This window comes from Rhodanobacter hydrolyticus, assembly GCF_044904645.1.
The window spans coordinates 2677675-2691686 of record NZ_JADIKK010000008.1 but is presented as its reverse complement, the minus strand read 5'-3'; the positions used below and the strand labels follow the sequence as shown (position 1 = coordinate 2691686).

Genomic DNA, 14012 nt, shown 5'->3' with positions numbered 1-14012 from the left:
TCTCTCGCCACGCAGTCTGACCCGCTGCATTCGTGCGTCCATGAGGGCAGCGGGTGCGCGATGCAAACGAACCGGTCGCGGATGGCGGCCTCATCGCGCCGGAACGCAGCACGGCGACGGCGATCGTCCGCACTGCGTTCCGGCGTTGGCGGCATCGGATTACTTCAGCGTCGCCAGAGCGCCGTTGAAGGTCGCACTCGGGCGCATCGCCTTGCCGATGAGATCCAGGTCCGGGTGGTAGTAGCCATGGATGTCCACCGGCTTGCCCTGCGCTCCGTTGAGCTCGCCAACGATCTTCGCCTCGTTCTCGGTGAGGATCTTCGCCAGCGGCGCGAACTTCGCCTTCAGTTCCGCGTGATTGTCCTGCGCGGCCAGTGCCTGCGCCCAGTACAGGGCGAGGTAGAAATGGCTGCCGCGGTTGTCCAGCTCACCGACCTTGCGGGCGGGCGAGCGGTCGTTGTCCAGCACCTTGCCGTTGGCCTCATCCAACGTCTTCGCCAGCACTTTCACGCGCGCGTCGCCGGTCTTGTCGCCCACGAACTCCAGCGACGCCTGCAGGGCCAGGAATTCGCCCAACGAGTCCCAACGCAGGTAGTCCTCTTCGAGGAACTGCTGCACGTGCTTGGGTGCGGAGCCGCCGGCGCCGGTCTCGAACAGGCCACCACCGGCCATCAGCGGCACGATGGAAAGCATCTTGGCGCTGGTGCCCAGCTCCATGATCGGGAACAGGTCGGTGAGGTAGTCGCGCAGCACGTTGCCGGTCACCGAGATGGTGTCCTGGCCCTTGCGGATGCGCTCCAGCGAGAACTTGGTCGCCGCCACCGGGTCGAGGATGCTGATTTGAAGCGGCTTGCCGTCGAGGCCGCTGGTGTCATGGTCCTTGAGGTAGCGCTCGACCTTCTTGATGATCTCGCGGTCGTGCGCGCGCTGCGGATCGAGCCAGAACACTGCCGGCGTGTCGCTGAGGCGCGCACGCGACACCGCGAGCTTCACCCAATCCTGGATCGGCGCATCCTTGGTCTGGCAGGCGCGCCAGATGTCACCGGCTTCCACCGCGTGTTCGTGCAGCACCTTGCCGGCTTCGTCGGTCACCTTCACCACGCCGTCGGCGGCGATCTGAAAGGTCTTGTCGTGCGAACCGTATTCCTCGGCGGCCTGTGCCATCAGGCCCACGTTGGGCACGCTGCCCATGGTCGCGGGATCGAACGCGCCGTGCGCCTTGCAGTCGGCGATGGTGGCCGCGTATACGCCCGCGTAGCTGCGATCGGGGATGATGGCCTTGCAGTCCTGCTGCTTGCCTTCGGCGTTCCACATCTTGCCGGAGTCGCGGATCATCGCCGGCATCGAGGCGTCGATGATGACGTCGCTGGGCACGTGCAGGTTGGTGATGCCCTTGTCGGAATTCACCATCGCCAGCGCCGGGCGCTGCGCGTATTCGGCGGCGATGTCAGCCTTGATCGCCGCCTGCGTCTCCGCCGGCAGGCTGCCGAGGCGCGCGTACAGGTCGCCGATGCCGTTGTTGGCATCGAAGCCCGCCTGCTTCAGCACGTCGGCGTGCTTCGCGATCACGTCCTTGTAGAACTCGTTCACCACTACGCCGAACATGATGGGGTCGGACACCTTCATCATGGTCGCCTTGAGGTGCACCGAGAACAGCACGCCCTGCGCCTTGGCGTCGGCGACCTGTGCATCGATGAAACTGGCCAGCGCCTTGCGGCTCATCACCGCGGCGTCGAGGATCTCGCCGGCCTTCAGCGTCACCTTCTCCTTCAGCAGCTTGCTGGAGCCGTCCTTGCCGAACCACTCGATCTTCACCGTGGCCGGCGCGTCCACCACTACGGACTTTTCGCTGCCGTAGAAATCGCCGCCATCCATGTGCGACACATGGGTCTGCGAATCCGCGCTCCATGCGCCCATCTTGTGCGGATGCTTGCGCGCATAGTTCTTCACCGAGAGCGGCGCGCGTCGGTCGGAATTGCCTTCGCGCAGCACCGGATTCACCGCGCTGCCCTTCACCTTGTCGTAGCGCGCCTTGGCGTCCTTCTCCGCATCGTTCTGCGGCACGTCCGGGTAATCCGGCAACGCATAGCCCTGCGACTGCAGCTCCTTGATCGCGGCCTTGAGCTGCGGCACCGAGGCGCTGATGTTCGGCAGCTTGATGATGTTGGCATCCGGCGTAGTGGCGAGCTTGCCCAGTTCGGCGAGGTGGTCGCCGATCTTTTGCCCGTCCTTCAGGCGATCCGGGAACTGCGCGAGAATGCGCCCAGCCAGCGAGATGTCGCGCGTTTCCACCGCGATGCCGGCGGTGGCGGCGAACGCCTCCACGATGGGCAGCAGCGACGCCGTGGCAAGGTACGGCGCTTCGTCGGTGAGGGTGTAGATGATCTTCGGCGTATCGGACATGGTCGGCGACTCTCTGACGGCGAGGAGGGATGGCGCGAAGCCAGCGGGCCATTGTCGCGATTTCCCGCGCGGGCGGCAAAGCACGATGCGTCCTCTTGCGGGGGCGCGCCCGTCATATCGATCTGTTAGCTTGGCGAATTCCCGTATCCATCCGATCCCGCCATGTCGCCACACCGCACCACGCCCGCGCTCCTTGCCACCGCCCTGCTCACCGCGTGCGCCCTGCAACCGCTGCAGGCATCGACGTTGCCAGACGGTGCGCGCGCCACGGTGGCGATCCTGGAAACCACCGACATCCACTCCAACGTCCTCAGCTACGACTATTACAAGCAGAAGGCCGACCCCACGCTGGGCTTCGAGCGCACCGCCACGCTGATCGAGCAGGCGCGCAAGCAGTTCCCGAACAACTTCCTGTTCGACAGCGGCGACACCATCCAGGGCACCGTGTTGGCCGACTGGCAGGCGCAGGTACAGAAAATGCCCTGCGACCGGGAACTGGCGATCTACCGGGCGATGGACGCGGTGGGCTACGACGGCGGCACCATCGGCAACCACGAGTTCAACTACGGCCTGGGCTGGCTCTCGCAGGTCACCGGCACGCCGATGAACGTGGATGGCGGCGCGCAGCAGCATTGCGCCGACCCGCATTTTCCGCTGGTGCTGGCGAACGTGGACAGCGCGCGCGACGGCGCGCCGATCTTCAAGCCGTGGACGATCGTCAGCAAACCCATCGCCGTGCAGCTGCCTGGCGGCAAGACGGAGAATGTGCCGCTGCGCGTGGCGATCATCGGCTTCACCCCGCCACCGATCATGCAGTGGGACAAGCAAAATCTCGCCGGCAAGGTCACCGTGGACGGCGTGGTGGAAGCGGCAAAGAAATACCTGCCACAGATCCAGGCGCAGCATCCGGACCTGGTGGTGGCGGTCGTGCACGGCGGCCTCGATACCGCGCCGTACACGCCAGCGATGGAGAACGCCGGCTGGCATCTCGCCGGCGTGCCCGGCATCGACGTGCTTCTGCTCGGCCATTCGCATACCGAATTCCCCGGCCCGCGCTTCGCCCACATGCAGGACGTGGATGCCGTGCGCGGCTTCGTGCGCGGCGTGCCGGCAGTGATGGGCGGCTTCTTCGGCAAGGATCTCGGCGTGATCGAACTGGCGCTGGATCGCCGCGATGGCCGCTGGACCATCGACAAGCGCCAGACGCACAGCGAAGTACGCCCGATCTGCAGCAAGCCCGGCGATGCCGCCAGCTGCGTGGCGGCCGACCCCGCCATCGCGCCGCTGGTGGCGACGGTGCAGCAGGCCGCGGTGGCCTACGTGAACACGCCGATCGGCGCCAGCCGCATACGCATGAGCAGCTACTTCGCCGACCAGGGCGACATGACGGCACTGGCAGTGGTCAATGCAGCGCAGCGCGACTACGTGCGCACCGAGCTGCCGCGCCTGCATCCGGAACTTGCAAATGTGCCGGTGCTTTCCGCCGCCGCCGCGTTCCGCACCGGCTTCGGCGGCCCGGACGATTACACCGATGTGGCGCCCGGCCCGCTCACCTTGCGCAGCGCGGCCGACCTGTACTTCTATCCGAACACGCTCGCCGCGGTGAAGATCGACGGCGCGGGAGTGAAGGCATGGCTGGAAGAATCCGCCACGCGCTTCAATCGCATTGATCCGGCAAAGACCGATGCGCAGCCGCTGATCAACGGCCATTTCCCCGGCTTCAACTTCGACCAGCTCCAGGGCGGTATCCACTACGTCATCGACGTGGCCAAGCCGGCGGGCCAGCGCATCGTGTCGCTGACATTCGATGGCAAGCCGGTGAAACCCGACCAGCCCTTCGTCGTGGTAACCAACAACTACCGCGCCAGCGGCGGCGGCCGCTTCCCGGGCCTGGACGGCAGCAACATCGTGCTTGCAGCGCCCGACGGCACGCGCGAGATCGTGGCGCGCTGGCTGCAGCAGCATCGCGACATCGGCATGCGCGACCTGCCCGCCCGCTCCTGGCGCTTCGCGAAGCTCAGGACCGCGGGTCCGGTGGTGTTCACCAGCGCCAGCGGCAAGCAGGCAATCGCCGAAACCGACGGCCTCGACAACATCCGCGCGTTGAAGGATCACGGCGACGGCACGGCCACCTACGCGATCGACCTGTCGCATTAAGACGCGCTAGCCGATGGCGCGCTCCCACGCCGCCACCGGGCCGCGCCGCAGGCGAAACAACGGGTGGCAGTCCGGTCGGGCCAGCCCCTGCCAGCACGCATGCCGCGCCGGATCGCGCAGCGCCAGCTTGGCGAGCAAGTGCCGCCATTCCAGGTCGAGCTGGCCGTCGTTCAACGGCAGCATGGCCACTTCCCCGCGCACCGGACCGAAGCGGCCGCGGTCGAAGCGATAGCCACGCGCCTGCGCCTCGGCGTAAACCGCGGCGAGGTAGGCATTGATCGCCTGCCGCGGCGCCGGATGCTCGCGAAACCGGTCGAGCTGCGGATGGTGGCGGTAGCCGCGCGTGGCGCCACGCAATACCGCGCGCCAGCAAGGCCTCGCGCCACAGGGCCACCAGACCCTTGGCGTCCAGGTAACGCGGATGCAGCGACCACAAGCGCATGACGGGGTCCCATGGCCCGGAAACGACGAGCCAATGGCGACGCAGGATGCCACGTGCGCCGCAAGGCTGCGATCCGATCTGTCCGTGCATGGCGCAGGCAGTTCACGCTGGCGGACGGTCCTCCGCTCAGGGCGACACGGCGGGTTCGTGCGACTCCGCCATGCGCCGCAGACACTCCGCCGTCGGCGCATCGGCAGGCACGAAGGCCTCCAGCGCCAGCTCAGCCAGGGTAATGTCGACCGGCGTGCCGAACACCGTGGTGGTACTGAGCATGGAGAGCAGCTGGCCATCCAGCTCCAGCTGCATGGGTACGGCGATGGACGTCTGCACATCCACCTCGCCGGCACCCTCCGGAGCCGGCATGGCTTGCAGTTCGCGCAGTAACGCGATGAGCACGGGGTCGTTGCTGGCATCGATCTGCTGGCGCAGGCGGTGCAACAGGTGGGCGCGCCATTGACCCAGATTGCAGATGCGCGGCGCGAGTCCGGCGGGGTGCAGGCTCAGGCGAAGCACGTTGATCGGCGGCTCCAGCAACATGGGCGCCACGCCACCAAGCAGGCGTAGGGTCGCCTGGTTGCTGGCGACGAGCTGCCAATAGCGGTCGACTGCCAGTGCCGGATAGGGCTCCAGCCCCTTCAGCAACAGATCGATGGTGGCGCGTGCCGCGGCAAGCGCGGGATCGTCCAAGGTGCGCTGGCGGAACGCGGGCGCAAAGCCCGCGGCGACCAGCAGAGCGTTGCGTTCGCGCAGCGGCACGTCGAGGTATTCGGCCAGTCGCAGGATCATGTCGCGGCTGGGTAGCGCACGGCCGGACTCGACGAAGCTGAGGTGTCGGGTGGAGAGTTCCGCACCGGTGGCGAGTTCGAGTTGAGAGAGGCGCCGATGGCGGCGCCACTCTCGCAGCAGGTCGCCGACGGGGCGGTCGGCGTCGATGGTCTGAACGTTCATGCGGCGATGATGCCAGTGGTCGGTGGCCGATGGTCAGGCAGCACGAGGCATGACTCCGGCCTCGCGCAGGAATGCGTGGATGTCGGCCACCAGCCGCTCGTAATGCGTGTGGTAGAACCCGTGCGGGGCGCCGTCGTACTCCAGGAACCGGCCGTCCGGCACCATCGCCGCGGTGGCGCGTCCCTGCTGCACCGGCTCGCTCACATCGCGATTGCCGTGGATCACCAGCAGCGGCACCGGCAAGTTGCGCAACTCCTCGCGCAAGTCCACGCGCTTGGCGCGGAAGCATTCCACCAGCGCCTGCAGCGAAACGCCGCAGATCATGTCGATGGTGTACTGCATGTATTCCGGCGTGGTCCCGGTTTCGGCGGGCAGGAAAAAGTCGTTCGCGTTGTCGGTCAGCCAGTACGCCAGATCGCGGCGAATCGCGGCGAGCACGGCCGCGGTGGTGGGCTCGTCCATGCTCCACGGCTCGCGGCTGCCCTCGACGTAGCTGGGCGCGGTCGGTGCAAGGAAGACCGCGCGGGCGACGCGTCCACGGCCGTGCCGCGCGAGGTAGCGTGTGGCTTCGCCGCTGGCCATCGAGTGCGCAACCAAGCTGACGTCGCGCAGGTCCAGGTGTTCGAGCAGTTCCGCCAGATCGTCGGCGAGGCGGTCCAGCCGGTAGCCGTGGCCGGGATCGTCCGAACGGCCGTGGCCGCGCCGGTCCAGTGCGATACAGCGATAGCCGAGTTCCTGGAAATGCAGCATGTACGGACCCCAGGCGCGCGAATCCAGCGCCCAGGAAGCGACGAACACGATGGGCTGGCCGCGGCCGCAGTCGCGGTAGAACAGCTGCGTGCCGTCGGTGGTGGTGAAATGGCTCATGGTGTACTCCGGCAAAGGGGGATGGGGGGAGACAGGTGCGGCGCGGCCGGTTCAGGCCGCCTGCGGCACCTTGTCCAGGAAGCCGTGGACGCGGCGCACGCGGCCCTCGTCCAGTTCCGCCACGTCGAAACCGATCACCAGCGGTTCGTCGTCGCCCGGGGCGCTCAGCTGCCACTGGAAGCGGGCCAGGTCGTGATGCGCGTCCACCGCGCCGGCAAGGGCGAAGCGGTGGCCGGGAAACATGCCTTGCACCGCGGCGATGGTGGCGTCGATACCTTCCCAGCCACGCACCTGCGCCATCGGGTCGGTGTAGGTCACGTGCTCGGCGTAGACGCGCTCGATCAGCACGCGACGACGCAGCGGATCGGTCTCGTTCCAGCTGCGGATGTAGTTTTCGATCAGTTCGCGGGTGGCGCTCATGGCTGTGCTCCGTGGTGGGTGTGGGCACAGCTTGCGGTCGCTGCCGCGGCAAGGCGATTACCTGGCAGGTAATCGAAAACGGGAAGGTCGAAGCCGTCGCCGCGACGGCTGGCAGCGACCGCACGCCGTTGACGATGGCGGCGGAACAGTTGCAGATGCACCTATTGACTGCAGTGCAACATAGGGCTTAGTGTCGATGCCATGTCGCCGCTTTCCGCACCCGCACGCATGCGCTACGTCCCGGTTTCCGCCGGCCGCATGACGTCGCGCGCGGGCGACATCGCCAGCACCATTACCACCACGATTACCACCGGTACCGGTACCCGGTCCGGGCGGAGCGTCGTGCGTAGCTGATTTTTCCCACGCAACGGCCCGCCCTCGACGAGGCGGGCCGGCACACACCGACACGCCAGACAGGACGGGCCTCCAACGGAGAGGCCGTCGTGATCAATTGTGCCATCGAGCAAGTCCCCCACCATGCGTTGCCTCCGCTGGCGATGCCGCGTGCCGGCACCACCGGGCGGCGCACGCTGGCGGTCGGCGTGATCGGTCCCGGCCGGGTCGGCGGGGCACTGCTGGAGCAGCTGCGCAGCGCGCAGCCGAGACTGGCGCGCGACCATGCGTTGGAGCTGAAACTCTGCGGTGTGGTGGCCAGCAAGCGCATGTGGCTGGACTGCGACGACGCCGAACTCAACGGCCGCCACGCCGGCGCGCAGATCTGGCGGCCGAACGACCTGGATGCATTCGCTGCCCACGTGCGCGGCAACGACGACCGCCACGCACTGCTGATCGACTGCAGCGCCAGCGAAGCGGTCGCCGCGCACTACCCGCACTGGCTGGCCGCCGGCCTGCACGTGGTGACGCCGAACAAACTGGCCGGCAGCGGTCCGCTGGAACGCTGGCAGGCGATCCGCGCCGCCTGCGCCAGCGGCGCGCGCTTCCGCTACGAAGCCACCGTCTGCGCGGGGCTGCCGGTGGTGCAGACCCTGCGCGACCTGCTCGACACCGGCGACGAACTGCTGGGTATCGAGGGCATGTTTTCCGGCACCCTGGCCTGGCTGTGCAACCGGCACGACGGCAGCCAGCCGTTCTCCGTGCTGCTGCGCGAGGCACACGCGCTCGGCTATACCGAACCTGATCCGCGCGAGGACCTCTCCGGCCTCGACGTGGCGCGCAAGCTGGTGATCCTCGCGCGCGAGGCTGGCCGTCCGCTGTCGCTGGAACAGGTGGCGGTGGAAAGCCTGGTGCCGCCTGCGCTGGCGACGCTGCCCGTGGATGAATTCATGCAGCGCCTGCACGAACTCGACGCGCCAATGGCCGCGAAACTCGCCGAGGCGCAGACCTGCGGCGGCGTGCTGCGCCACGTCGCCAGCCTCGACCGCCATGGCCGCGCCAGCGTGCGACTGGAGGTGCTGCCCGCCTCGCATCCGTTCGCGCACACGCGGCTCACCGACAACGTGGTGCAATTCCGCACGCGCCGTTACTGCGACAATCCCCTGCTCGTGCAAGGCCCCGGCGCCGGACCGGAAGTGACCGCGGCCGGCGTGTTCGCCGACCTGCTGCGCATCGCCGAATCGCTGGAGCCGCGCGCATGAACGCCCCTACCCTGTTGCAGGAAGCCATGAAGCCCTCGACCTCCCGTCCAGCCCATCGCCGCACCCGTGCCGCCGCGTTCGCGCCCGCCTGCGTCGGCAACGTCGGCGTGGGCTTCGACATCCTCGGCCACAGCATGGCGGGCGCCGGCGACCGCGCCGAAGTACGCCGCATCGACGAACCCGTCGTGCGCATCGGGGCGATCCACGGCACCGAGCATGAGCTTCCGCTCGATGCGCAGCACAACACCGCCGGCGCCGCCCTGCTCGCGCTACGCAAGGCACTGGGCCTGCACCACGGCTTCGAGATCGTGCTGCACAAGGGCATCGCGCTGGGTTCGGGCATGGCCGGCTCGGCGGCCTCCTGCGTGGCCGCGCTGGTGGCGGCGAACGCGCTGCTGGACACGCCGCTGCCACGCGAATCGCTGTACGGCTTCGCGATGGATGGCGAGGCGGTGGCCAGCGGCGGCCGCCACGGCGACAACGTGGGTCCGCAATTGCTCGGCGGCCTGGTGCTGGCGACACATGACCGCGTACTGCGCGTGCCGGTGCCCTCCGACTGGCATTGCGCGCTGGTGCATCCGCATTTCGTGCTGGAGACGCGCAAGGCGCGCGCGGCGCTGGCGGGCCATTACGTGCTGGGCGAGTTCGTGGCGCAGAGTGCGAATCTTTCGCTGCTCCTGGCCGGATGCTATCAGGGTGATGCCACGTTGGTGCGCGATGGCTTGAAGGATGTGCTGGTGGAACCGCGGCGGGCGCCGCTGGTGCCGAACTTCGGGCGCGTGAAGCAGGCCGCGCTTGATCATCGTGCGTTGGGGGCCAGCATTTCCGGTGGCGGCCCCAGCGTGTTCGGTTGGTTCGAGCATCGCGCTGAAGCAGAAGCGGCTGCCGTGGCGATGCGGGCGGCGTTCGCGGAAGTAGGGTTGGAGAGTGATGTGTTCGTTGCGCCGATTGACGGACCGGCGGCGACGTTGGTGGACGATGGAGTGGCCGCATGAAGCGCGCGTTTTATCTCCCTCTCCCCTTCGGGGAGAGGGTTGGGGTGAAGGGCGGGTGCTCGCGACAGTCTCTCGCTTCTGCAGCTTGGCTCGCCTGCGGCGGCCTTTCGGTCGCCTGCCGGCGCCCGAGCTACTTCTCTTTGCTGGCCTTACGCCACCACAGGAGCGGTGGCGAACGGCGAAGCCGGCCCGAAGGGCGGAGGGCAGGATGCGCGGAGTCAAGAGAAGTAACCCTGAGAAATGGCCTGGTTCAATCCGCCGGAACTACGAGCAGGTTGTGTCGAGGAAGTTGGAACCACGCTCGGCGACACGTCCTGCACACCGGCCACCCCACGCCGTATCTGGAAACCGAGGGCGACCAAGCATCGCGCCTGGGGAATTCGGGTCATGAGTAATTCGTTGCGTTATCTCAGTACGCGCAGTCGTGCGCCATCCGCCAGCTTGAGCGAAGCCGTTGCCGCAGGGCTGGCGCCGGATGGCGGCCTGTATGTGCCGGAGCGATTGCCGACGCTGGCTCCGGCGGATTTCGATCCGCGGGGCTCATTGGCCGACACCGCCGCTACCTTGCTTGCGCCATTCTTCGCGGGGGATGCATTGGCTGGCGAACTTCCGGCGATCTGCGCCGAGGCGCTGGATTTCGCGGTGCCGTTGCGTCCGTTGCCGTATGGCGATGCGCACGTGCTGGAGTTGTTCCATGGACCTACGGCGGCATTCAAGGACGTGGGTGCGCGCTTCCTCGCCGCCTGTCTGCGTCGGCTTCCGCGCGCGGATGATCGACCGCTCACCATCCTGGTCGCCACTTCGGGCGACACCGGCGCAGCGGTGGGTGCGGCGTTCCATCGCCAGCCAAATGTGCGCGTGACGATCCTGTATCCCGACGGCCTCGTCTCGCCGCGACAGGCGCATCAGCTTGGCTGCTTCGGCGACAACGTTCAGGCGCTGCGCGTGGCGGGGCGCTTCGACGATTGCCAGCGCATGGTGAAGGCCGCGCTGAACGACACCGAGCTGCAACGCGCCGTGCCGCTCAGTTCCGCCAACAGCATCAGCCTCGGTCGTTTGTTGCCGCAGATGAGCTACTACGCGCATGCGGCGCTCGGCTTCTGGCGCAAACACGGCGAACCGCTGAACTTCCTCGTGCCCACCGGCAACCTCGGCAACGCGCTGGCCTGCCTGTGGGTGCGCGCGATGGGCCTGCCGCTGGGCGAGGTCCGGCTGGCCTGCAATGCCAACGCTACGTTGCCCGAATTTTTCGCCGGCGGCGACTACGCGCCACGCGAAGCCGTTGCCACGCTGGCCAATGCGATGGACGTGGGCGCACCCAGCAATTTCGAACGCCTGCGCTGGACCTTCGGCGACGACATGGCACTGCGCCGCACACTGCATGCTGAAAGCATGGACGATGCCACCATCCGCCGCACCATCACCCTGCATGCGAGCGAACATGGCGAAACATTCTGCCCGCACACCGCCACCGCCATGCACCTGCTCGACCGCCTGCGCGATCAGGGCGACGACAGGCCGTGGGCCGTGGTCGCCACCGCGCATCCGGCGAAGTTCGAGCAGGTGGTGGAGCCGCTAATCGGCCGCGCCGTCGATGTACCGCCGGCACTCGCGGCGATGCTGCAACGTTCGGCCAGCGCAGAGCCGTTGTCCGTAACCGACGAGGCATTGAAACATTGGTTGCTCGAGCGGGCCTGATATCGGCCGGGCGGAATCAGGCAAGCCCGGCCTCGCACTGCAGCACCGCTACGTTCACTTCGCAACGCAGGCGGAAGCCCAGTTTTTCGTAGAGGCGGATCGCTGCCGTGTTGGTTTTCCACGCATGCAGGAAGGCAGTGTCGCCGCGCGCGGCGATGCTGGCTGCAACGTGGCGGGACAGGCGTCCCGCCAGCCCGCGCCCCCGGAAATCCGGATGCGTGCACACGCCGCTGACTTCGGTATGTCCGGGGAAACGGAAACGCTCACCGGCCATCGCGGCAAGCCGGCCATCGATGCGGATGCCGACGAATTGCCCCATCCGGTGGGTCTGGCGCAGGAACGGTCCGGGTTGGGTGAGCGTGGCCAGCGCCAGCATCTCCGGCGCATCCGCGTCGCCCAGCGACAGCACTTCGTCCGGGCCGGCCTCTGCAGCGAGCGGTGCGGCGGCCACCATCTGCACGCCCTTGGCGGTCTTGCTCGCGACCAGCCCGGGCGGGATACGTATCTCCGGCACCTGCAGCACGAACACCGGAGCGGCCGGCCGCACCAGCACGGCCAATGCCGCAAGCGCCTCGTCGCTGTCGTCGCGCGCGGAAGCGAAGCGGTTGACCTCCGGCAGGTAGCACTTCGCCAGCGCATCGCCCAGCGCGAGGCCGGCATGCAGGGTGATCAGGCTGGTCCAGACGGGGCGGTCTAGCGGTTCCACGTGTCCTCCAGCAGATTTCTCCCCTTCTCTCTGGGAAAGGGGTCGAGGGCGAGGGTTCAGTGATACCGCCGCGCTTCGCTCCGACCGAACCCTCTCACGTCTGCCGCCACCCTCTCCCGAGAGGAGAGGGACTCACTGGCAGCGCTCAATCAAACGTGATGTCAACGCACGACCTCAATGCACCTCGACCACCACCAGGCCCTGCGGCGGAATGTCGAAGGCGAGCTTGCCGCCATGCAGCGCAACCTGCTCGGGCGCGGCCATCTCGCCGGCCTCACGCAGTTGCCTGATCTGCTCGCGCGACGGGAAGGCCGGGCGACCCATCCGGTCGAACGTGGCGATGACGTTGCCGTGCGTTTCGTCCAGACGCCACACAGTGGCGGCGGCGGTCGCCGGCAGCGAGGACACGTCGACCTCGAAGTGCCTGGTGTCGCCTTTCGGCTTGCCGACGGTGTAGTCGGCGGTGTCGCCCACCGGCGGCGCATAGTTCCACAAGGCCAGCACCAGCGTGCCGTCGGCACGACGGGTAACCAGCGCGGAGTCGGAGGACGACTGCAGCTGCACGTCGCCCAGCTTGTGCAGCATCGCGAACGCGTTGTAGGAGGGCTTGCGGATATTGTCCTCGGCGATCAGGCCGAAGCCGCCGTAAAACGGCGTGCGCACCACGCCGCCCTCCTCGAACACGTCGGAGAACGACCAGTAGCTCATCGCGCTCACCTTGCCTGCGCAGGCGCGGATGGTGTTGGCCAGCCACGGGCCCATGTACACCGAGTCGGTGACATTGGGCAGGTTGGCGTAGGAAGCGTTGAACTCGCTCATGATGAACGGCAGTCTGGGGTACGGCGAAGCCAGCACCTCCTTGTGCACCTTGTCCACCGCCCGGCACACCATGTCCTTGCGCGGAATGTTCTCGCTGGTGTGGAACACGTTGTCCGCCGTGTCGTCGCCGTACACGTGGGTGCTGACGAAATCCACCGGCACGTTGGCGTCGTGCACGTGCTTGAGGAAGCCGGCGACCTCGGCCGCCTGGGCCGTGGCCGGGCCGCCCACGCGCAGGCGCGGACTCACCGACTTCAGCGCGCGCGCGGTATGGTCATACAGCGTGTAGTAGGTCGCCATCTTGGGGTTGCCGGCCCAGAAGCCGATGTTCGGCTCGTTCCACACCTCGAAGTACCACCTGGACACTTCGTCGATGCCGTAGCGCGCGACCAGGTGCTGGGCGAAGGCGCGGATCATGCCGTCCCACAGCGCATAGTCCTTCGGCGGAGCGACGTTGGGTCGGTACCAGAAATCCTGGATCGCCTTGGGGTCGGATGACATCTCGTCCGGCATGAAGCCCAACTCGACGAAGGGACGCACACCACGCTCGAGCAGACCGTCGTAGATCTGGTCCACGTAGGAGAAGTTGTAGACCGGCTGGGCATCCTTGGCCGACTTGTCGGCAGCGTTGTAGAACGGCTGGCCGTTCCTTCCCAAATGGAACAGGCCCACGTCCTCGTCGAGGATGCCGTGGAAGCGTACGTAGCCAAAGTCCGTGGCCTGCTTCACCGCCGTGAGGTCCTTGCGATAGGCGTCGCGCAGCGCCAGCGAGGCGCGGCCGGAGCCGAACATCTGTTCCCAGTAGTGCGGAAAGGGCGTGCCCTGCGCCTTCGCGTCGACCACGATCCGGACGTCGTCGCCAGCAGCAGGCGCGGCGGCCTGCGCAATGCCCGCCGCGAACAGGCTCACGGCCAGCAGGCCCAATGCGGTTCGGCGCAGCATCGTCTTCGTATTCCTCATGT

Annotated in this window: 10 protein-coding genes and 1 pseudogene; 4 read left to right on the top strand and 7 right to left on the bottom strand. The window is 67.4% G+C overall.

Translation table 11 applies throughout. The features are described from left to right. Positions 1–159: 159 nt before the first annotated feature. On the bottom strand, positions 160–2403 hold the full coding sequence (locus tag ISP25_RS14715; protein WP_404614933.1) for an NADP-dependent isocitrate dehydrogenase: 2244 nt from the start codon (positions 2401–2403) through the stop codon (positions 160–162). Between the two features lie 162 nt (positions 2404–2565). On the opposite strand from ISP25_RS14715, the gene ISP25_RS14710 reads away from it, so the two are divergent. Continuing rightward, complete coding sequence (locus ISP25_RS14710) at positions 2566–4560, top strand: bifunctional 2',3'-cyclic-nucleotide 2'-phosphodiesterase/3'-nucleotidase (RefSeq protein WP_404614931.1); 1995 nt, start codon at positions 2566–2568, stop codon at positions 4558–4560. Positions 4561–4566: 6 nt separating this feature from the next. Here ISP25_RS14710 and ISP25_RS14705 read toward each other — a convergent pair. From ISP25_RS14705 to ISP25_RS14690, 4 genes and pseudogenes are all read right to left on the bottom strand, one after another. After that, a pseudogene (locus ISP25_RS14705) lies at positions 4567–5002 on the bottom strand (pyrimidine dimer DNA glycosylase/endonuclease V). A 126-nt stretch (positions 5003–5128) separates the two neighbouring features. Then, a complete protein-coding gene (locus ISP25_RS14700; RefSeq protein WP_404614929.1) occupies positions 5129–5950 on the bottom strand; it encodes a helix-turn-helix domain-containing protein in 822 nt (273 codons plus the stop codon). Positions 5951–5983: 33 nt separating this feature from the next. Next, entirely contained in the window at positions 5984–6817 is an 834-nt protein-coding gene (locus ISP25_RS14695; RefSeq protein ID WP_404614927.1) for an alpha/beta fold hydrolase, read from the bottom strand. A 51-nt stretch (positions 6818–6868) separates the two neighbouring features. Further along, positions 6869–7237 (bottom strand): nuclear transport factor 2 family protein, encoded by a 369-nt coding sequence (locus ISP25_RS14690; RefSeq protein WP_404614925.1) that lies wholly within the window; start codon positions 7235–7237, stop codon positions 6869–6871. Positions 7238–7680: 443 nt separating this feature from the next. Between ISP25_RS14690 and ISP25_RS14685 the strand changes: the two genes are divergently transcribed. The 3 genes from ISP25_RS14685 (at position 7681) to thrC (ending at position 11525) form a co-directional block, all read left to right on the top strand. Then, positions 7681–8832 carry a homoserine dehydrogenase family protein gene (locus tag ISP25_RS14685; RefSeq protein ID WP_404614923.1) on the top strand — a complete coding sequence of 384 codons (1152 nt, stop codon included), beginning with the start codon at positions 7681–7683 and terminating at the stop codon, positions 8830–8832. 26 nt (positions 8833–8858) lie between these two features. Further along, positions 8859–9827 carry a homoserine kinase gene (locus tag ISP25_RS14680; RefSeq protein ID WP_404616321.1) on the top strand — a complete coding sequence of 323 codons (969 nt, stop codon included), beginning with the start codon at positions 8859–8861 and terminating at the stop codon, positions 9825–9827. Between the two features lie 387 nt (positions 9828–10214). Further along, positions 10215–11525 (top strand): threonine synthase, encoded by a 1311-nt coding sequence (gene thrC / locus ISP25_RS14675; protein ID WP_404614921.1) that lies wholly within the window; start codon positions 10215–10217, stop codon positions 11523–11525. 16 nt (positions 11526–11541) lie between these two features. Here thrC and ISP25_RS14670 read toward each other — a convergent pair whose 3' ends face one another. Next, the gene (locus ISP25_RS14670; RefSeq protein WP_404614919.1) at positions 11542–12231 is read right to left on the bottom strand and encodes a GNAT family N-acetyltransferase; all 690 of its coding nucleotides are present in this window, start codon (positions 12229–12231) and stop codon (positions 11542–11544) included. 174 nt (positions 12232–12405) lie between these two features. Continuing rightward, a complete protein-coding gene (locus ISP25_RS14665) occupies positions 12406–14010 on the bottom strand; it encodes a GH39 family glycosyl hydrolase (RefSeq protein ID WP_404614917.1) in 1605 nt (534 codons plus the stop codon). Positions 14011–14012: the final 2 nt, after the last annotated feature.

Excerpts from the sequence above, each read along its gene's own strand:
- ISP25_RS14715 (WP_404614933.1), bottom strand. The coding sequence starts at position 2,403 with ATGTCCGATACGCCGAAGATCATCTACACCCTCACCGACGAAGCGCCG.
- ISP25_RS14710 (WP_404614931.1), top strand. The coding sequence starts at position 2,566 with ATGTCGCCACACCGCACCACGCCCGCGCTCCTTGCCACCGCCCTGCTC.
- ISP25_RS14700 (WP_404614929.1), bottom strand. The coding sequence starts at position 5,950 with ATGAACGTTCAGACCATCGACGCCGACCGCCCCGTCGGCGACCTGCTG.
- ISP25_RS14695 (WP_404614927.1), bottom strand. The coding sequence starts at position 6,817 with ATGAGCCATTTCACCACCACCGACGGCACGCAGCTGTTCTACCGCGAC.
- ISP25_RS14690 (WP_404614925.1), bottom strand. The coding sequence starts at position 7,237 with ATGAGCGCCACCCGCGAACTGATCGAAAACTACATCCGCAGCTGGAAC.
- ISP25_RS14680 (WP_404616321.1), top strand. The coding sequence starts at position 8,859 with ATGAAGCCCTCGACCTCCCGTCCAGCCCATCGCCGCACCCGTGCCGCC.
- thrC (WP_404614921.1), top strand. The coding sequence starts at position 10,215 with ATGAGTAATTCGTTGCGTTATCTCAGTACGCGCAGTCGTGCGCCATCC.
- ISP25_RS14665 (WP_404614917.1), bottom strand. The coding sequence starts at position 14,010 with ATGAGGAATACGAAGACGATGCTGCGCCGAACCGCATTGGGCCTGCTG.